Source organism: Bifidobacterium breve DSM 20213 = JCM 1192 (assembly GCF_001025175.1).
GTDB classification, from domain to species: domain Bacteria; phylum Actinomycetota; class Actinomycetes; order Actinomycetales; family Bifidobacteriaceae; genus Bifidobacterium; species Bifidobacterium breve.
Window position 1 is genome coordinate 221,263 of sequence record NZ_AP012324.1, and the last position, 18,424, is coordinate 239,686.

13 protein-coding genes, 3 tRNA genes and 1 pseudogene are annotated in these 18,424 nt (G+C 59.5%); 11 read left to right on the forward strand and 6 right to left on the reverse strand.

Annotation, left to right across the window (positions count from 1 at the left end; all coding sequences use genetic code 11):
- Positions 1-139: 139 nt before the first annotated feature.
- Both BBBR_RS00830 and BBBR_RS00835 read left to right on the forward strand, forming a co-directional pair.
- The gene (locus BBBR_RS00830) at positions 140-1,741 is read left to right on the forward strand and encodes a C69 family dipeptidase (RefSeq protein ID WP_003828056.1); all 1,602 of its coding nucleotides are present in this window, start codon (positions 140-142) and stop codon (positions 1,739-1,741) included.
- A 113-nt stretch (positions 1,742-1,854) separates the two neighbouring features.
- Positions 1,855-3,372, forward strand: a complete 1,518-nt coding sequence (locus BBBR_RS00835; RefSeq protein WP_003828057.1) for a formate--tetrahydrofolate ligase — start codon at positions 1,855-1,857, stop codon at positions 3,370-3,372.
- A 447-nt stretch (positions 3,373-3,819) separates the two neighbouring features.
- On the opposite strand, the gene BBBR_RS00840 is transcribed toward BBBR_RS00835, so the two are convergent.
- Complete coding sequence (locus BBBR_RS00840) at positions 3,820-4,167, reverse strand: phenylpyruvate tautomerase MIF-related protein (RefSeq protein ID WP_014483343.1); 348 nt, start codon at positions 4,165-4,167, stop codon at positions 3,820-3,822.
- 244 nt (positions 4,168-4,411) lie between these two features.
- Here BBBR_RS00840 and BBBR_RS00845 point away from each other — a divergent pair, with 244 nt between their 5' ends.
- Positions 4,412-4,948 carry a GtrA family protein gene (locus BBBR_RS00845; RefSeq protein WP_003828059.1) on the forward strand — a complete coding sequence of 179 codons (537 nt, stop codon included), beginning with the start codon at positions 4,412-4,414 and terminating at the stop codon, positions 4,946-4,948.
- A 328-nt stretch (positions 4,949-5,276) separates the two neighbouring features.
- Here the strand turns inward: BBBR_RS00845 and BBBR_RS00850 are convergent, their stop codons facing one another.
- Positions 5,277-6,728, reverse strand: a complete 1,452-nt coding sequence (locus BBBR_RS00850) for an MFS transporter (RefSeq protein WP_014483345.1) — start codon at positions 6,726-6,728, stop codon at positions 5,277-5,279.
- Between the two features lie 239 nt (positions 6,729-6,967).
- Between BBBR_RS00850 and BBBR_RS00855 the strand changes: the two genes are divergently transcribed.
- The 3 genes from BBBR_RS00855 (at position 6,968) to BBBR_RS00865 (ending at position 10,242) form a co-directional block, all read left to right on the forward strand.
- The gene (locus tag BBBR_RS00855) at positions 6,968-7,627 is read left to right on the forward strand and encodes a histidine phosphatase family protein (RefSeq protein WP_003828062.1); all 660 of its coding nucleotides are present in this window, start codon (positions 6,968-6,970) and stop codon (positions 7,625-7,627) included.
- Between the two features lie 264 nt (positions 7,628-7,891).
- Positions 7,892-8,860 carry a hypothetical protein gene (locus tag BBBR_RS00860; RefSeq protein ID WP_003828063.1) on the forward strand — a complete coding sequence of 323 codons (969 nt, stop codon included), beginning with the start codon at positions 7,892-7,894 and terminating at the stop codon, positions 8,858-8,860.
- 197 nt (positions 8,861-9,057) lie between these two features.
- Positions 9,058-10,242, forward strand: a complete 1,185-nt coding sequence (locus BBBR_RS00865) for a lactonase family protein (RefSeq protein ID WP_003828064.1) — start codon at positions 9,058-9,060, stop codon at positions 10,240-10,242.
- A gap of 118 nt (positions 10,243-10,360) precedes the next feature.
- Here BBBR_RS00865 and BBBR_RS00870 read toward each other — a convergent pair whose 3' ends face one another.
- Positions 10,361-11,689 carry a DUF805 domain-containing protein gene (locus BBBR_RS00870; RefSeq protein WP_025299501.1) on the reverse strand — a complete coding sequence of 443 codons (1,329 nt, stop codon included), beginning with the start codon at positions 11,687-11,689 and terminating at the stop codon, positions 10,361-10,363.
- A 420-nt stretch (positions 11,690-12,109) separates the two neighbouring features.
- Between BBBR_RS00870 and gltX the strand changes: the two genes are divergently transcribed.
- The 3 genes from gltX (at position 12,110) to BBBR_RS00885 (ending at position 14,224) form a co-directional block, all read left to right on the forward strand.
- Entirely contained in the window at positions 12,110-13,630 is a 1,521-nt protein-coding gene (gene gltX / locus BBBR_RS00875; RefSeq protein WP_032738123.1) for a glutamate--tRNA ligase, read from the forward strand.
- Positions 13,631-14,037: 407 nt separating this feature from the next.
- Positions 14,038-14,110: transfer RNA gene (locus BBBR_RS00880), tRNA-Glu, on the forward strand.
- Between the two features lie 39 nt (positions 14,111-14,149).
- Positions 14,150-14,224 (forward strand) — tRNA-Gln (locus BBBR_RS00885).
- Between the two features lie 50 nt (positions 14,225-14,274).
- Here BBBR_RS00885 and BBBR_RS11295 read toward each other — a convergent pair.
- The 3 genes and pseudogenes from BBBR_RS11295 to BBBR_RS00895 all read right to left on the reverse strand — a co-directional run.
- Positions 14,275-14,379 (reverse strand): annotated as a pseudogene (locus BBBR_RS11295) (glutamate--tRNA ligase family protein); the annotation flags it as partial.
- A complete protein-coding gene (locus tag BBBR_RS00890; RefSeq protein ID WP_225851407.1) occupies positions 14,372-14,869 on the reverse strand; it encodes a site-specific integrase in 498 nt (165 codons plus the stop codon). The pseudogene BBBR_RS11295 and the gene BBBR_RS00890, both read right to left, overlap by 8 nt.
- A gap of 212 nt (positions 14,870-15,081) precedes the next feature.
- Positions 15,082-15,166 (reverse strand) — tRNA-Ser (locus tag BBBR_RS00895).
- A gap of 491 nt (positions 15,167-15,657) precedes the next feature.
- On the opposite strand from BBBR_RS00895, the gene BBBR_RS00900 reads away from it, so the two are divergent.
- A complete protein-coding gene (locus BBBR_RS00900) occupies positions 15,658-17,574 on the forward strand; it encodes an FTR1 family protein (protein WP_003828069.1) in 1,917 nt (638 codons plus the stop codon).
- Positions 17,575-17,690: 116 nt separating this feature from the next.
- Positions 17,691-18,386 carry an iron transporter gene (locus BBBR_RS00905; RefSeq protein WP_003828070.1) on the forward strand — a complete coding sequence of 232 codons (696 nt, stop codon included), beginning with the start codon at positions 17,691-17,693 and terminating at the stop codon, positions 18,384-18,386.
- The last annotated feature ends 38 nt before the right edge of the window (positions 18,387-18,424 follow it).

Sequence of the window (18,424 nt, forward strand, 5' to 3'; positions counted from 1 at the left end):
CATGAGCTCCCGCAGGCGGGGGCTGTCAGCATAGCTGACTGGGGGTGGCTCAGCACAAAACCACCCTCAGTCCGACTTCGTCGTCCAGCTCCCGCCAGCGGGAGCGTGACCACAAACAAAGAAAGGACACCATCACACTATGGCCTGCACCACGATTCTGGTAGGCAAAGACGCGAGCTATGACGGCTCGACCATCATCGCCCGTAATGAGGATTCCGCAAACGGCGAGTTCAATCCCAAGCGATTCATCGTCGTCAAACCAAGCGAACAGCCGCGTGAGTATAAGTCGGTGATCTCTCACCTGACTATCACCCTGCCGGACGACCCGCTGCAGTACACCGCCGTGCCGAATGCGGACCTGAAGGAAGGTATTTGGGGCGAGGCCGGCGTCAACGAGGCGAACGTGGCGATGAGCGCCACCGAGACCCTGACCACCAACGAGCGCGTGCTCGGCGCCGACCCGTTCGTGGAATATGTGCCGGCCAAGGGCAACGAGCCCGAGGTTCCCGGCGGCATCGGTGAAGAGGACTTCCTGACCATCGTGCTGCCGTACGTCAAGACCGCGCGCGAGGGCGTGGCCCGCCTCGGCTCACTGCTCGAGGAGTTCGGCACTTACGAGATGAACGGCGTCGCCTTCTCCGATTCCAACGAGATCTGGTGGCTGGAAACCGTGGGCGGCCATCATTGGATCGCCAAGCGCGTGCCGGACGAGGCCTACGTGACCATGCCGAACCAGCTCGGTATCGACGAATTCGACCTTGAGGACGCTTTGGGCGAGCAGAACGAGCACATGTGCTCCGCCGACTTGGCCGAATTCATCGAGACCAACCATCTCGACCTCGCCGTGGAGAACACCACGCCGTTCAACCCGCGCGACGCCTTCGGCTCCCATTCCGACTCCGACCACGTGTACAACACCCCGCGCGCCTGGTACATGCAGCGTTTCCTCAACCCGTATGACGAGGTGTGGGACGGCCCGGACGCCGATCACAAGCCCACTTCCGATGACATCCCGTGGGCTCGCCAGCCTGAGCGCAAGGTGACCATCGAGGACATCAAGTACGTGCTGAGCTCGCACTATCAGGGCACGCCGTTCGACCCGTATGGTCAGCTTGGTGATGAGCGCACACGCCACATGTACCGTCCGATCGGCATCAACCGCCAGAGCCAGCTCGCGGTGATGCAGATTCGTCCGTACCGTCCGCAGGCCTCCCGCGCCGTGCAGTGGATCGCTTACGGTTCCAACCCGTTCAATACGCTGGTGCCGTTCTTCCCGAACGTGGATGTGACGCCGGCCTACCTCGAAGACACCACCACCCGCGTGACCTCCGAGAACTTCTACTGGGTCAACCGCATCATCGCCGCCCTGTGCGACGGTGCCTTCCGATCCACCTCCAACGCCGTCGAGCGTTACCAGGAGAAGACCGGTGCGATGGGTCACCGTCTGATGGCCGCCACCGATGAGCAGATTGCGCGCCTTGGCCTGACCGCGGCCGAGGAAGCCGCCCAGTCCGCCGCGGAGGAGGAGTTCGAGGCCGACAACGTGGATGGTGACGTGCAGCCGATGGAGCCGGATGAGATCATCGCCGCACTGCGCAACCCCGAGGTGCGCGAGATCCTTGCCGCCGCCAACCAGACCATGGCCGACCAGCTCAAGGAAGAAACCGACAAGTTGCTTGACTCCGTGCTGTACACTCGCAGCATGGAGATGAAGAACGGCTTCCACATGTCCGACTTTTAGTCTTGACTTGTCTCCCGCTGTGGGAGGCTGAGCCGTTAAGAAAACAGCCCAGTGGGCTGTTTTTAGGCGAAGAGGCGGTGACAGCCGCCCCACCACACACAGAAAGGTTTTATATGACCACCATCGAAGACTTCACCAGCCAGTACGGCTTGGTCCAGAAAATCGACGCATTCGGCTACATGAAGTACCTGGCCGAGAACCCTGATGCGCCGCGCAAGCACGGCAAGGTGATCCTTGTCACCGCCGATACGCCGCTCAAGGCCTCGCGCGGTGAGGGCAAGACCACCACGACCATCGCCCTGATTGACGCCCTGAACAAGCGCGGCATCGACGCGACCGCCGTGCTGCGCCAGCCGAGTATGGGCATCACCGCAGCCGGTTCCAAGGGCGGTGCCTCCGGTGGCGGCAAGGCCTCCCTGACCCACCCCGAGCTCATCGACTGGGGTCTGTGCGGTGAGATGGGCGCCATCGAGGCGGCCCAGAACTTGCTCGTCTCCTTTGCCGAGAAGGCCGTGGATGAGGGCAAGCTCGACACGATTCTCGTGCCGCGCGTCTCCGAAGTGCCGAGCCGTTCCCTGCGTTCCATCGCTGTGGATTACGGCAAGGGCAACGTGGCGGAGAAGACGGTGCTCACCCCCACCTCCGAGCTCATGCAGATTGTGGTGCTCTCCCGTTCCATGGACGAGATTGCTGAGCGCGTGTCCAAGATGATCGCCGGCACCAAGGACGGCCAGGCCGTGACCTTCGGCGAGTTCGTGGACCTGTGGCGCATCACCGGCATTCTGGCCGATGCGGTCAAGCCCGCCAAGACCGAGACCGTGAACGGTTCCCCGGTGTACGTGCACGGCGGCCCGTTTGCCAATGTGTCCATCGGCATTCCGACGTTGGTCTCCGTGGAGATGGCTTGCGCCCTGCATGATGTGGTCGTCGTTGAGGCCGGTTACGGCACCGACGCCGGCGCCCAGAAGTGGCTGGATATCGCGTGCCGTGAATTCGGTGCGCAGTGGCCGTCCGCCGCGATTGTGGTGACTCGTGCCTCCACCTGGCGCGATGATCCCGAGCTGGCTTGGCGCTACCCGTTCCACGTGCAGCGCCTGGAGAACCTGGACATTCCGACCTTCCCGCTCATCAACCTGTGGGAAGGCGAGGACGATCAGGTTCCGTCCCTGAAGGCCACCGCCGACGAGCTGGGCTTCCGCACGCCGATCATCGGCAACCTGTTCCGCGATGGCGGCGAGGCGCTGGTTCCGCAGCTTGATGGTTTTGTCGATGCGCTTGAGAACGGCTCCATGCCGGCTGAGCCGCACTCGCATAAGGGCATGACCCTGACGGAGAACGCCAAGTGGGTAGCCGAGAACGCCTATGGTGTTCCGGCCGATCGCGTGATCTACAAGCCGGGCTTCACCGAGTCCGCGGCCGAGGCCATGGAACTGTGCCAGTCTGCTGGTATCTCGCTGTATGATTTGGCCTTCGTGGCGGTCAAGTCCCCTGCGACCATGACCGACAACGACCGCGCTCCGGAGGCCGAGCGCACCGTGACCCTGAAGAAGGTCGAAGTGCACGCCGGCGCCGGTCTGGTCCACGTCAACCTGACCACCAGCCTCACCACCCCCATGCCCAAGATCGTGTGATTGCGTGTATGAGGTGAGGTAACTCGCTTTCGAGGGGCTGATTTCCGGTTCTCCGGAGGTCTATCTGCGCTTCGAGGGGCTCTTTGATTGCGAAACCTGGAGTATGACCGTTGCAATTTCAATGGTCATACTCCAGGTTTCTTGTATTAGCAGCCCCTTGAAGCGCTAGTAGAGTTTCTGAATGTTGGAAATCAGCCCCTTGAAATGCAGAAAGCCCGCTAGCGGCGGGCTTTTCATGTCTCGAATCCTCGCTTTGAGGTTGAGACGTTAAGCAAACAGCCTGGTGGGGCTGTTTGTAGCAGAAAGGCAAACGACAGTGAGCCAGTAATCTGCGGACGAGTTGGCAGTGAAGCTGACTGGGGGGGGGAGTGCCATGGCAAACCACTCCCCCCCCCCCCCAGTCTCACTGTGTTCGACAACTCCCCCTCCGGGGGCAAGATACAACAACTAGAAGTTGCCGCCGTTCCAGCCCCAGTCGGTGGTGGCGGTGTAACGGATGTAAGTGCGGTCCTCGGGGACGCCAAGCGTAGAGTTCAATGCGGCCATGATGTTTTGTGTCAGCTTCTCCCAGGCAGAGCTCGGCACGGAACGGCCAAACACGTTGACCTCCACGTAGGCGGCCGGCTGGTCGTCGCTGCCGCCAAAGTAAATCGGCATATTGTCCTCAAACGGGCACATCAGCCAGCCCTCGGACTTGCCCGGCACAGCGGTGATTGCCCTGCCATATGCGGCCTTCAGTGCCTCGCGCTGCTCAGGCGTGGTGGATACGGACACGTGAGTGTGAATAACAGGCATGGATTCCTCCTTGATTTGGTTCGTCTCCAGTCTAGCTTTGGCGCCCGTCGTTATGCACTGCCTTGATTTCCTCCATAAGATTGCCTGCACCTCGTATCGGTTCCATGTTGCTTATGATTGACTCTCCTCTCTGAGGGGGAGCATCTCCAATTGCGGAGATTATTGGACTTTCTGGCCAATTCGCACCCCACGGTCAGACCAATAGTGTTGAATACCCTCTGTGAGAAAACTGATTGAACAGCTGATGAAGTTCGGCATTGTAGGCGTTATCGCCTTTGTGATTGACTGGGGTATCCTCAACCTGCTGGTGGGCGTATTCCACATGCACAACGTGTTGGCTGCCACCATCTCTTTCATCATCTCCCTGATTTTCAACTATCTGGCGAGTATGAAGTTCGTGTTCAAGCATCGTGACGATATGGCGCGATGGATGGAGATCGTTATCTTCGTGGCGGGTGCCGTGGTCGGTCTGTTCATGAATGACGCCATCATCTGGATTTCCACCTACGGTATGAACCACGACGCTTTCGTCTCGCAGCACGCCGAATACCTGCTGCGCACCAACGTGGGCAAGCTGGTGGCCACCGCCGTGGTGATGGTGTGGAACTTCCTGATTCGTAAATGGCTGCTTGACGATACACACACCAACGCGATGAATCGTCTGAAGTCCGCCGAAAACCGTCTGACCGCCGAGGAGCTGGAAGCCAAGTGGCAGAGCAGCTTCTCCCACAAGCTTGGCGAGTGGTCCTTGGAACACACCCCCAGAGGCTGGCCGAAGTAAGGCGTATTTTCGTCTCTTTCCGTGGTTCAACTGCTAATGGGCAGTGATTAAGCCACATCTCAGCGTCAGAATTTCAGGAAAAGAATGGCTTCGTCCTGAAATTCTGACGCTGAGTCGTTGTTATCGTCGGTATTTTAGGAAATCACCCCTAATTTCCTAGATTTCTGTCGCTGAGTTCGGGCCAGTGACAGAAATCTAGGACGAGTGGGCAAATTCCCTGAATTTCTGACGCTCTGGTAGTTAGGGTGTTACTGGGAGCTGATGAAGCTGATTGGGATTGGGATTGGGATGAAATCATCTCAATCGTCAGAGGGGACTTGGCTATATGTCACACACTCACTTCGGTGAGGGTTGGCTGCTCGGTGGAGCCCTTGATCTGCTTGAAGCCGATCAAGGCAATCACCAGCGAAGCCAAGGCCAAAGTGGTGACCACCATAAAGCCGCCGTGCGAACCCATGCGGTCGATGAACTGGCCGGCAATGGCCGACCCGGCGGAGGAGCCGATGGAATTCATCGCGCCCATCCACGCCATACCCTCGGTCAAACGCGAGGGCGGCACCAAGTGCAGCATGAGCTGGTTGCCATTAATCCACGTTGGAGCCTGACATACACCGATGATCAGGTAGATGATCATGATGACCCACAAATGCTTGGCGAACAGGAACGTGCTGATACCGATGTTCACCACGGCCAGGCAGAAGTAGAAACGCTTCCATAGGGCAATCGACCAGTTTTTCGCGCCGTACACCAGAGCACCCATCAGCGAGCTTATGGAGAAGCAGGCGAACACAAAGCCCGTGTACTGCTTCATGTTCGACTCGGTGGCAAACGCGATAATGGAAATACCGGTGGCCGACTGGAACGCGCCCAATCCAAACCATGTGACGCACACGGCAATCAAGCCCGGCCCCCAGATGGACGCCTTCTTGCCGGAACGCGCATCGGCGACCGCCTGCGCGATCTCCTTGTCGATCACGGCTTGGTCGGTTACGCCTTCGCGCTCAAGACGACGACGGGTTTCTTCGGCCGCGGTCTCCGCTTTCAATGCTTCGGCTCGAGCGGCCTCGCGCTCGCGGTATTCCTTACGGGAAATACCCTCAGCCCGTGCCAATGCAGTCTGCGACGGCGGCTCGGTGGTCAGCTCGGTGAGGAACATCAGCGCGCCCACCACCACGCACATGCCGGTGAACGAGAAAGCCAGCAGACCGGAAATCACGGCCAGCGTGGATGCCAGCGGATTGCCGATCACCCACATGCACTCGTCCAGCACACCGCACAGAGAAAGCGCTCGGTTGGTGCGCTCCTGATCACCCTTCAAGATTTTGGTCCAACGCGCGCGGCTCATCGCGCCCCACGGCGGGATGGCAGCCAGGAACGGCGTCAGGCAGTACAGCACCCATTCAGGCGCCCGATTGGTGATCGCCGTGGTCAGCGCGATGGCGGCCACGATCCACACGATGATCGTCGGAATCGAAACCTGCCGCTGGCCGAACTTATCGGTGAGCTTGCCGAGCAGTGGCGTGGAGATGGCCAGTGCGATCGCCTGGATGGCGGTGAGCATGCCGGCCAGCGAATAGTTGCCGTAGTAATGCTGTACGGAAATGGTGATGGTCATGCCGACCATCGGGAACGGCATGCAGGCGATGACCGAGCCAATCGAATAGCGGGCGGTGTGGGGAATGCGCAGCAACTCCGCATATCCACCAAAAACTTTGTGGCCTACTTCCTTGATGCCGGCCATAACGGTATTCGTGTTCGAGTTGGACGAGTTATTGGACATAACAGCACTACGCTCCTTTCCGCTCCCGATTGGATGTCCCTCGCTGGCGTGGCGTTGCCAGCGAAGCCCTCATCGAATGATGTGTTGTCCATGGTCGCGCAAAGTTTGCGTCGCGTGTTCCACGCGCATATTTGCGTCACGGACAATTTAATCGTTTGATGGGGTGCGACACGCGGTAGATTGGAGATATCAGAACAACGTTTTCACGCCCATTGGGGCAAGGACAAGAAAGACGGCTCATGAGCGCAACCACCATTCATTTCGTCCGGCACGGCAAGGTGTACAATCCCGACCATCTGCTCTATGAGCGTCTCCCCGATTTCCATCTTTCCGATCTTGGCCGGCGCATGGCCCAGGCCACTGCCGCCTATCTGGCCAAGAACCCCCAAACCAATACGATTGCCGCCGTGTATTCATCGCCGCTCGACCGCACACGTGAGACCGCCGGCGCGATTCTCGATGCCCTGAACCCGGTGCGCGAAGCTCGCGGCGAAGCTCCGCTCACCCTCGCCACCGATGAACGGGTGATTGAAGCGGGTAACGAGTTCCGCGGCAAGCGGATCGGCCATGGCGAGGGTGCCTTGTGGAAGAACGGCAACTGGAAGCTCGTCACCAACCTGTACAAGCCCAGCTGGGGCGAGTCATACCAGCACATCGCCCAGCGCATGGATGACTTCGCGCGCGAGAAGGTCGCCCAGCACCCCGGCGAGCAGATCGTGGTGGTCAGCCACGAGTCGCCGATTTTCAGCTACCGACACTATCTGGAGACTGGCCACCCGGAGCACTGGATGTTCCTGCGCCACACGGCGCTTGCCTCCGTGACCTCGGTGACATACGACGACGAAACCGGCCGTGTGATGTCAATCACGTATGTTGACCCAGCGGCCAACGTCAAGTAACGGCAGACTGGTGTCATACAACCTTGGCTTCCTTCTCTGAGACTGAGCCGTGAAGCAAACAGTCCGGTGGACTGTTTGTAGGCGAGCTATTGAGGCGCGGGCGGAGCCCGTCCACAATTGCTGTCGAGTTGGCTCGCGAAGCGAGACTGAGGGGAGCCTGAGTCGCGCAACCGAACTTCTCTCAGACGGCTTCGCCGCCAGCTCCCCTCGAGGAGGGAGCCAAGTAAGCGCGTACAATCGAGTGGTGGACGCAAAGGAGCACGGATGACTATCGAACTGAATCGTGAGGCAATCGCGCAGGTCGCAGCATTGCCGGCGGTGGCCAAGGCCGCTGAAGTGGGCTCGGGGCTGATTGCTTTATGGCCGTTGATCGAGGCTATGCAGATGGACAACGACGCCAAGTATGCGGAGAATCTGCAGGTGCGCATCACCCGTGCGTTCGCGCGAATTCTGACCGGTGAAGACGTCACTGTGCCGGACGCTGAGTTCGTCTATGAGGGCGCCGATGAGATTCCTGGCCGCCCGCAGAATATCGTCGACGCCCTACTCGCTGCCAATGACGCCTACGATACGATGACCGGTTACGCCGAATCCGGCGATGCAGAGCTGATTATCGATGCGGCCAACGCCTTGGGTATTGATTGGGATTCCGAAACGGCGGAATCAGTGAAGGAAGCGATTGCCGCTGTGGAAGCACAGGTTGAGGCTGACGCTGAGGCCGATGGTCGCCTGGCCACGTCCGCCGAGCCTGCTGATGTGGCTGTTCGATTCGCCACCGCGCTCGCCGTGTGCGATGCGTTGCTGGGTGTGGTGGCTGGGGATGCCGCCGATACTTCCGGTTCCGCTGATGGTGTTTCGGTCGATGATTCAGCAGACGTCGCAGACAGTGTTGCCGCCAGTGCAGCCGCCAAGGTTCTGCCGATTCTGCTCTACGTCAACGAACTGCGCGAGCAGTGCTCGGTGCCGCGCATCTGCTTGACTGACAAGCAGATTCTTGATCTGATTGAAGCCCGTGCCAATACCTCCGGCGCCGACTCTTTGGCCGCCACCGCCGAGTTCATCGCCCCGCTGGCTCAAGCCGAATGGGACAAGCACCGCGAAGACGTGCTCTGGAACCCGGACGAGGCCAAGCGCCAAGCCAAGGAAGAGGATGAAAAGCGCAACAAGGAGGCCCTGGCCGCCAAGTTCGCACACATCAAGGACGACCCCAACAAGGAAACCGTGGAGTTGTAAGCGGTATTTCCCAGCTCTTTGGGGAAATCTTCGCGTTGGCGATGCCTTAGCACAACGATTTCTCGAGATCAAGGATTACTGCGAGAAATCTTTGCGCTGGTAACCGTTATGGGTGAACTATTCGTTGTCGAATCGTTTCTTCATGTCCAATCGGCGTCGCAAGATGCCGTGAACCCTTATAAATCAGGGGGGATTATATGGATATTGTGGTTGGTGGGTTCGGCGAGTTGCGCAATGCGGCATGCCCGGGCATCGAACAATTGATATTAAAAGCCGGCGGCAATGCCAGCAATGACAGCGACGATGCCGCACTGCTTAGCCGTGGAAGGCTGCTTGCTGACGTGCCATCGCCCACATGGATGGAGCTTCATACCGCTGCGGACGGCAGCCAGGTGCTGTATGCGGTGTTGGAAGACACCAATGAGATAGCGTCATTTCGCGTCGAAGGGGCGGGCGACTCATTGCGGCTTGTGGAGCTGTCCCGCGTACCCACGCCGGGTCATGCCGTCACTCATGTGGTGTTTGTGCGCGACGACGAAGGTCAGGGTCGCCTCATCACCGCCGACTACGCCGACGGGTACGTTTGCGTGCATCCGGTAACGGAATCCGGTGTAATCCTCGAAGTCGCACAGATGCTACGCGGCGAGGGGCATGGGCCGCTGCCGGCTCAGGAATGTCCTCACGCTCATTGGGTGCAGCCATTGCCTGATGGCCGAGTGCTGACCAGTGATCTGGGCGCGGATCGCATCTATGTGCATCATTGGGAGCACGGCGAGCTGATTCGTGAGGGCGCGGTGACCCTCGCGCCGGGCACCGGTCCGCGCGACCAACATCTACTGCCGGTCGATTCCGATGACCCTGCGTACGATTGGCGTGTGGTGGTGGCCGGTGAATGGGGTGGCACGGTAACGCTGATTGGCCCTGAGCCCGGCCATGATGCCAAACATTCCGACAATGGGACAATCCGTGTGCTGCAAACGGTCAGTCTTGGTCCTGATGCGCTGCCGAAGCCGGATCAGGCGGCTTCGCTGGCGTTTGTGCCATGGAATGCACTGCAGGGGAACGCGGGTGCCGCGGTAGCCAGCGAGGGCATAGCTGGGTTGGCGTATGTGGGGCTGCGTGGTTCCGAACGCATCGTGACGTTGTTGTGGGATGGCAAGCGGCTTACCCGGCTTGACGAGCCGGATGTTCCTGGTTGGCGTGGCCGTGGCATTGATTGTGCCGGGAGCCGTCCGCGTCACTTATTGGCGATTGGCAATCTACTGCTTGCCGCCAATGAGGCCTCAAATAATGTGGCCATTTTCCGTCTCTCCGCCGATGGCGAACCGAACCTTGCCGCCACGCTGCCTTCTGGAGCTCCGACCGTGTTCGTGCGGTTGTAAAGCAATGCATACGAGAAAACCGCATCCTCAATCGTGATATCTGTTTTTCAGCCTAACGATTGGGGGTGCGGTTTTTTCAGTGGGAAGACCGGTTTGACCGGGCTGCCTTATCGTAATGTCACTGACCTTGCCACGGCTTCTGGCCGTCGTCCTCGTTGTCGGAAGCCGGGATGGTTGAATCATCCGGTGCGACAGCCGGCTCGGCGGTAGGAGCTGGCGTGGCGGGCTGTCCGTAGTTAGAAGCGGGAGCCGCCGGCTGACCATAGTCAGGGGTTTGTGCGGCAGTGGGCTGCGTGTAGGTGGCAGGTGTCGCGGGCTGGCTGTAGTCGGGCGCAGTGGGAGCCGGCTGACCGTAAGCGGTAGGTGCGGCCGGTGCAGTCGACTGCGCGTACGGGTCGTGGCCCGGTACAGGCCGAGCAGTCTGCTGGGCATACGGATTATAAGCCGGTGCGGTCGGTGCGGCCTGCCCGTAAGGCGCGGCATTCGGGTCGCCATAGCCCGGCGCGGCCTGAGCGTAGCCGTTCGGAGCGCCATAAGGGACGGCTGCGGCGAAATCGTCGTCAAAACGCGCGCCTTCCGGCTTGCTGGGTAGCGTCATGAACACAATGTAGACAATGCCCGCTGCGGCCGCGATTATCGCGCCGATGAACAGGATGCCAAGGCTACCCGCTGCGGCTGTGGCATAGTAGCCGCTGTCAGAGGGGCTTCCCCAGACTCTGAGGACGCCGAAGAGTGCAGCGCCGCCGCCAACAATCATGAGGATTGCGCCAGCAAACACGGCTCCATAGAAGATGGCAAGCCACCAGCCGGGCTTGTTGATGTCGTGGAGACGGCGAACGGATAGTGCGATGCTCGGGACGAGTATGGCCAGGCTCCACAGCGAAGAGAGGAATGACAGGTGGTCATTGGAGGCATCCACGAGGGTTGACAGCACGACTTGAATGGCAAAGCTGGCCAGCATCCACCACCAGAATTCGCTGCGGGATGCGCGGCCCCTGAACACCACGTACTTCTTCCAAAAACGCAGGAATGCCTCCTGGAAGGAGCATCCGTAGTAGGGCTTGTTCAGCGGAACCGCGTTGGTGCCTGTGGCGGCTGCGGGCGCGGGGTAAGCGTTGTAGGTGGGCGGCACTTGGCCGTATGCGCCATCGGGCTGACCGTAGGGATTGCCATTGGGCTGGCCATACGCAGGCTGGCCGTAGGCGGGAGCCGATTGCGCGCCGGCTGGTTGGCCGTAAGGCTGGCTGTATGCCGGGTTGGGTTGCGTCGGCTGCTCCTGTCCATATGCGGGCTGTTCGTAAGGGTTGCCGGAGAGCTGTCCATATGCGGGTGCGGGAGCTCCGTACTGCGGCGCCACGGTATTCGGCTCGGCTGGATTATTGGTGTCAGGCGTGCCGTTGGACGCAGGATACTGCGGCGCGGGCGCACCATTGTTGGGATCGGTCATTGATACTCCTTTCACAAGATGAGACTCATCGTCTCTCATTTTTCCAGTTTTTTATGAAAAACCCAACAGGAACAATGAATGTTGTCTGAGTGTGGACAGTCTTGGCGATATAGCGTGATTTGTTATCAAATTGATGTCGAATGATGATGACCGTTTCTGTTTGGTCGTGTTACTTTAAGACAAGATTTGCGTACGGCTGCAGGGACGGAGCTGGCGGGCAAGCGAAATTCTCGGCGCAATGAATACCAACAATAAGACGTAAGGAACACCGATGAACCGCGATTACGCTGACACTGACGTCAACGTCGACCTTCACGAATCCCGTGAGAGCGAGTCCCAAGACTGGGATCTGCTCTTCGTGAGTCTGTCCTGCTGATTCCAAGGGTGGCGCGTCCGGCGCGCGCGGCACAATAGGGGACTATGACTGATGCTGCAAACACCAAACCCGAACTGCCCGCGAACGTTCGCGTCCGCTTCTGCCCCTCGCCGACCGGAACCCCGCATGTCGGCATGATTCGTACCGCCCTGTTCAACTGGGCGGAAGCTCGCGCCACCGGCGGCACGCTGATCTTCCGTATCGAAGACACCGACGCCGTGCGCGACTCCGAAGAAAGCTATAACCAGATTCTCGAATCCCTGCGTTGGCTGGGCATCGACTGGGACGAAGGCATCGACGTGGGTGGCCCTCATGGCCCGTACCGCCAGTCCGAACGCACCGACATCTACAAGGATGTTGCCGCCAAGCTGCTCGAAGCCGGCTACGCCTACGAGTCCTTCTCCACCCCCGAGGAGATCAAGGAACGCAATCTCGCCGCGGGCCGTCCCGCCGAGTTCGGCTACGACGGCTACGACCGTACGTTGACCGACGAGCAGAAGGAGGCTTTCCGTGCGGAAGGCCGCAAGCCTGCACTGCGTTTGCGCATGCCCGATGAAGACATCGCCTTCGACGATCTGATTCGTGGCACCATCGAGTTCAAGGCCGGCTCCGTGCCGGACTACGTGATCGTGCGCCCGAACGGCGACCCCCTGTACACGCTGACCAACCCGGTCGACGACGCGATGATGGAAATCAACGTCGTGCTGCGTGGAGAGGACCTCCTGAGCTCCACCCCGCGCCAGATCGTGCTGTACCGTTACCTGATGGAACTTGGCATCGCCAAAGAAATGCCGCTGTTCGGCCACATGCCGTACGTGATGGGCCAGGGCAACAAGAAGCTCTCCAAGCGCGATCCGGAATCCAACCTGTTCAACCACCGCGACAACGGCTTCATCCGCGAGGGCCTGCTCAACTACTTGGCCCTGCTCGGCTGGTCGATTGCGCCGGATCGCGACGTGTTCTCCATGGATGAGATGATCGCCAAGTTCGACGTGCGCGACGTGAAGGCCAACCCGGCTCGCTTCGACATCGACAAGGCCATCTCCATCAACGCTGAGCACATCCGCATGCTTGAGCCCGAGGACTTCCTGCGCCGCTCTGTGCCGTACCTGCACCGTGATGGTGTGGTTTCCGCGGATAACTGGGACGCGCTGACTGCCCGCGAGCAAGAGATTCTGACCGCCGCTGCTCCGCTGGTTCAGCCGCGCGTGCGTCTGCTGGGCGAGGTCGCTGGTATGGTCGGCTCCCTGCTGTCCACCGAGGAATATCTGGAGCCTGCGGATGACGCCAAGAAGCAGCTCAAGGATTCCGCCGGAGAAGTGCTGGACGCCGCCATCGCCGCGCTGGAAGGTGTGGATGAGGCCGATTGGAAGACCGATTCCCTGCACGAGCTGCTCAACAAGACGCTGGTTGAGGACGGCGGATACAAGCCGCGCCTGGCCTTCGGCCCGGTCCGTGTGGCCATGTCCGGCCGCCGAGTCTCCCCGCCGCTTTTCGAGTCCATGGAGATCGTCGGCAAGCCGCTGACCATCGCCCGCCTGAAGGGCCTGCGCGCGCATCTGTGATTTCTCTTCCCGAGGGGAAGCTAAAGGCGGGCATCTGTTCACGCAGATGCCCGCCTTCGCATACTCCAAGCAATGCCTGTGCTGCCGTTGTGACTCGAAATGCCGAGCGCATGCATTCATTAGGTAGATTGGCCATTCATTTGGTAGGTACTCCGTCACGCCGGTCATTGGAATGGCGGGTTTCTGTGGATGCGGCTTGAGCGCCACCTACCAAATGAATGGCCAATCTACCTAAGAATGAGCTGAGAGACCTCTGCTGTGCATTTTGGCCGATGATGATGTAACTAGATGCGGGTGGGTTCGGCTAATGCATAGTGCGACACGCCGGGAGTTGCGGTGATCTGTATCCTCGCGTACAGTATTCATCTGTTGCGCGGTTCGCTTCGCAACCAGTGAAAACTGAATATGCCCCCATCGTCTAGCGGTCTAGGACTACGCCCTCTCACGGCGCCAACACCGGTTCAAATCCGGTTGGGGGTACGACGAACAACTCTTCGGAGTTGCTACGCCAAGCCAAATTGGGGTGTGGTGTAATTGGCAACACAGCTGATTCTGGTTCAGCCATTCTTGGTTCGAGTCCAGGCACCCCAGCCAATGACCCTCGCGGATTCGCGAGGGTTTTTTGTTTTCCCCGGTCGAATCTCGGCGGTGCGAATTATGCCGACGTGCGGAGTGCCAGTCGGAGACGGGCAGAAGCGGACGCGAACGTTCTCGGGGAGTTCGGGTTTGGTGTTTTCAGCATCAGTCATAATCCCCTATTGTGCCGCGAGTGCGGACGCCGGTGAACAGCAGTGCGGTCGGTTTCTTGTCCACATAGGTGGCGAGATGTTCTCGAATCTTGCCGGCCAAGGGCGCGGACACTTCGATATCGCGCTTGCTACTGGGCGTTTTCGTCTCCCCGAGGATTGACACCTTGTGCCCGTTCTCGCTGACTTCCTTGGCGCTACGGCGCACATGCAACAGCGCAGGGCTTGCATCCAGCTCTATATCACGATGTTGCAAGCCAAGCACCTCGCCTTGACGCAAACCCAGCGTGCCGGCCAGCAGGACGCCAAGGGCGAGATTGGGCGGCATGGCGTCGGTGAGCGCCTGAACCTGCTCGCGGGTGGCTATCACATACACATGCTTCGTCGCCGGGCGCGGCACCTTGAACTGCGCCGGGTTCACCTTGATGAGCGTCGAGCCCTGATCGTCCAGCGGCTTTGTGGCGGCGGTTCTTTGTCGGCTTCGCCATGACACGCCTCTCTGATCGTCGGCAAGCACTAAGAGCGGTTAGGCGGTAAGCCCTAAAGCGGTACCGCTCAATTTACCGACTTTTCTACCCCAGAAAACGGTTCAGAACGTGCCGGGACGGAAAGCGGCCAGAATGCCGTAATGCCTCAAAAAGCCCGGAATACCGCCGTTTTGGCAATGAAAAAGCCCTTTTCCTATGGGTGGGAAAAGGGCATGAGCGGAGGATACGAGATTCGAACTCGTGAGGCTGTTACACCAACACGCTTTCCAAGCGTGCGCCATAGACCACTAGGCGAATCCTCCATGCCGTACTATGCTCGGTGAAACCATGCTCAGTAGGCAACTCGAATAAACTACCACAGGTCTCGGATAAGTGCATACTCGGCGTGGCGTGAGTTCGAATCTTGTATCCTCCGCCTCCGATTTTTGGTGCGCGGACAGCTTTGTCGCTCGCGTCTCTCGTCTTTTGGCTGTGCAAATGCATCGTGGATGAGAAGTCTGCCTCATGCTGAGCTGCGCAGTCGCGCAACAGTACAGCCGTGCAGTCAAAAAACACACAGCCGCATAGCCGCACAATATGAGGGGATGTTACCACTCGCATGCTGGAATCGCAGTCAGCATTGAGCGCCAATCTTTCAAATAGTGAGACATTTTAATGGCTCTTGAATGACGAAACCAGCTCTAAATACCGCACATCTACTAGAAAATCAAGACTGTTGTTGAAGAATTTTTTTCTATAGAGTTCATAGTTGGTCTTGAGCTATTGAGGTATTTGCAGTGAGAGAGGGTTTAGCATGGTTCGTCGCGCCTGTGCGCAGTCCGCTGAACTGAACACAATTCGAGAACACGATACGCACGTTGTCGATTCCTTCGCGCGCGCGATGCAGGTGGACGCTGCCCATCAGCAGTCGTCCCCGATTTCGGCGCGTGCAATGGCTGCCGTCGTGTTCCTGTTCGCATTGATTGCCGCGACCTTCCTTCCCGCCGCAGTCATCCCGCAGTCTGCCTTCGCGGATACGCCAACGGCCACGATGGTTACCGCAGCCGATAAGACGGACACCAGCGGCGTTGAGTACACGACCTGGGCCGACGTGTCCAAGGCCATCGAGGCGCAGCTGCAAGAAGGCGCCAAAGAATATAAGTCCGGCAACACTGCCGGCTCCACGTCCGCGTTTATGTCCGCGTACAACACTATCTACATCGCCTCCAACTTCACCGCCGTGGTGCGTGACACCATTAGCTCGGATAAGCAGACCGCCCAGCAGCAGGCTTTCCAAGACATACAGAACCTCTCTTACACGGCCGGCAACGATGATCAGCTCACCCAAAAAATCGACGCCCTGAGCGCCGACCTCGACGCCACTGCCCGGCAGCTCGATGCCAATACCCAGCTCGCTAACCCGAAACAGTATGCCGAAGACCTCCAGAAGCAGATTGCCAAGGAGCGCAAGGAACTCGATTCCAAGAAGAAGCGCACCAAGAACACGGCCAAGACTTGGAAAGACGTCGCAGACGCGATGCTTCCGATTCTGGACAATGCATACAAGGCCTATGAAGGCGGCGACGCTGCCAAGGGCGCCACGCTTGTGAATGACGCCTACTACCAGCACTACGAAAAGCTCGGTTTCGAGAAGACCGTGCTGAGCGCCATCAGTGGCAACCGCGTCTCCCAGGTGGAATACCAGTTCAAGCTGTGCCGCTCCTCGATGAACACCGGCAAGTCGACCTCCGAAGTCAAGAAGTACGTCGAAGACCTGAAGAACATGCTGACCACCGATGCCGCCAAGCTCGACGGTGGCGCTGCCGATCAGGAGGGCGGATTCCTCAAGTTCATCACCAGCTCGGTCGGCCAAGCATTCCTGATTCTTATCCGTGAGGGTCTCGAAGCCCTGCTCGTGGTCGCCGCCGTGGTGGCCTACCTCGTCAAGTCCGGCAACAAGCGCTTCACCAAGTGGATCTACGTGGGCGTGCTCGCCGGTCTGGCCGGCGCAGGCGTGGTGGCAATCATCTTCATGGTCGCGTTCGGTGGCTCCGGCCCGCTGCAGGAGATCATGGAGGGCGTGTGCGCGCTCATCGCCATGTGCATGCTGCTGTGGACCAGCAACTGGATGCTCAACAAGTCCTCGGTCGAGGCCTGGAACCGCTACATCAAGGGAAAGACCGAAGCCGCAGTGGCGTCCGTCTCCTCGCAGGTCGAGGCCGGCGAGAAGGTGGCTTTCCGTACGGTGGTCTCGCTCGCCATGTTGAGCTTCCTCGCCGTGTTCCGCGAGGGCGCCGAAACCGTGATCTTCTACCAGTCCATCTACACGATGAGCCAGGATACGCACGGCATGGTGGTCGGTGCACTCGCCGCCGCCGTGGTTCTCGTGATTATCTTCCTGGTGATTCGCTTCACCTCCGTGAAGATTCCGATTGGCCCGTTCTTCTTGGTCACTTCGATCTTGATGTCCGTGCTGGTGATCGTCTTCGCCGGCGGCGGTGTGCATGCGCTGATCGAGGGTGACCTGCTGCCCGCCAACTACTTGCCGGGCATGCCCACCAACGATTGGCTTGGCTTCTACCCGTACGTTGAATGCATCATCGCTCAGGTGTTGGCGGCCATCGCCGTCATCGCGCTGTTCGCGGTCGGATTCATCAAACAGCGCAAAGCCAAGGCCCAGCTCGCCGTCGCCTCGGATGCGAAGGCCAGCGAGGCTGTCGCTCAGGCGTAACGCAACACAAACTTGCGGCATGGAGACGGAAGCGATTCCGCCCCGCGCCGTCACAACTAAAAACAAAAAAGAAGTCGTGAATAATCCATTCACCACAACAAAAGGAATATAGAGAAATGATGAAGAACAAGAAGCTTGCCGCTCTGCTCGGCGTGCTGCTCGCCGGCTCCATGGCTGTTTCGATGGCTGCTTGCGGTTCGTCCAACAACGCCTCCGACACCAAGGCGTCTACCAGCTCCTCCGACACCGCCAAGAAGGACGATTCAGCCAAGGCTGATGCCCCGAGCGATACCGCTGGCTTTGAAGAGGTCCCGGTTGGTCCTTCCGGCACCGCTGAGGAGCAGGATAAGCCTGCCGGCCCGCTGACCGTGGGCGCTGTCTACTTCCAGCCGATCGACATGGAGCCCGCCTCCTCCGGTCTGAAGGCCGCCGATGCGAGCTTCCACCTGGAAGCCGACATCCACGCCTCCCAGGAAGGCACCGACTACGGCTACGGCAAGGGCGACTTCGTTCCTGACCTGACCGTGAACTACACCATCATCGACAAGTCCACCGGCAAGGAGGTCGAGGGCGGCAAGGCCACCTCCGGTACCTTCATGCAGATGAACGCCTCCGACGGCCCGCACTACGGCGCCAACGTCAAGCTCGACAAGGCTGGCACCTACCAGCTCAAGCTCTCCATCGAGTCCCCGGCCGCCAAGGGCTGGATGCTGCACGTCGACCCGGAGACCGGTGTGAAGAACCACCAGTTCTGGACCGAGCCGATCGAGGTCACCTTCGACAACTGGGACTACACCCCGCGTCAGTGGTGACGGCGTAAGCCCGGTGGGCTGTTTGTAACCGTCACGAG

What these genes read in the sequence shown, in the direction of transcription:
- BBBR_RS00830 (WP_003828056.1), top strand. Translation starts at nt 140, where the DNA reads ATGGCCTGCACCACGATTCTGGTAGGCAAAGACGCGAGCTATGACGGC.
- BBBR_RS00835 (WP_003828057.1), top strand. Translation starts at nt 1,855, where the DNA reads ATGACCACCATCGAAGACTTCACCAGCCAGTACGGCTTGGTCCAGAAA.
- BBBR_RS00840 (WP_014483343.1), bottom strand. Translation starts at nt 4,167, where the DNA reads ATGCCTGTTATTCACACTCACGTGTCCGTATCCACCACGCCTGAGCAG.
- BBBR_RS00845 (WP_003828059.1), top strand. Translation starts at nt 4,412, where the DNA reads ATGAAGTTCGGCATTGTAGGCGTTATCGCCTTTGTGATTGACTGGGGT.
- BBBR_RS00850 (WP_014483345.1), bottom strand. Translation starts at nt 6,728, where the DNA reads ATGTCCAATAACTCGTCCAACTCGAACACGAATACCGTTATGGCCGGC.
- BBBR_RS00855 (WP_003828062.1), top strand. Translation starts at nt 6,968, where the DNA reads ATGAGCGCAACCACCATTCATTTCGTCCGGCACGGCAAGGTGTACAAT.
- BBBR_RS00860 (WP_003828063.1), top strand. Translation starts at nt 7,892, where the DNA reads ATGACTATCGAACTGAATCGTGAGGCAATCGCGCAGGTCGCAGCATTG.
- BBBR_RS00865 (WP_003828064.1), top strand. Translation starts at nt 9,058, where the DNA reads ATGGATATTGTGGTTGGTGGGTTCGGCGAGTTGCGCAATGCGGCATGC.
- BBBR_RS00870 (WP_025299501.1), bottom strand. Translation starts at nt 11,689, where the DNA reads ATGACCGATCCCAACAATGGTGCGCCCGCGCCGCAGTATCCTGCGTCC.
- gltX (WP_032738123.1), top strand. Translation starts at nt 12,110, where the DNA reads ATGACTGATGCTGCAAACACCAAACCCGAACTGCCCGCGAACGTTCGC.
- BBBR_RS00900 (WP_003828069.1), top strand. Translation starts at nt 15,658, where the DNA reads ATGGTTCGTCGCGCCTGTGCGCAGTCCGCTGAACTGAACACAATTCGA.
- BBBR_RS00905 (WP_003828070.1), top strand. Translation starts at nt 17,691, where the DNA reads ATGATGAAGAACAAGAAGCTTGCCGCTCTGCTCGGCGTGCTGCTCGCC.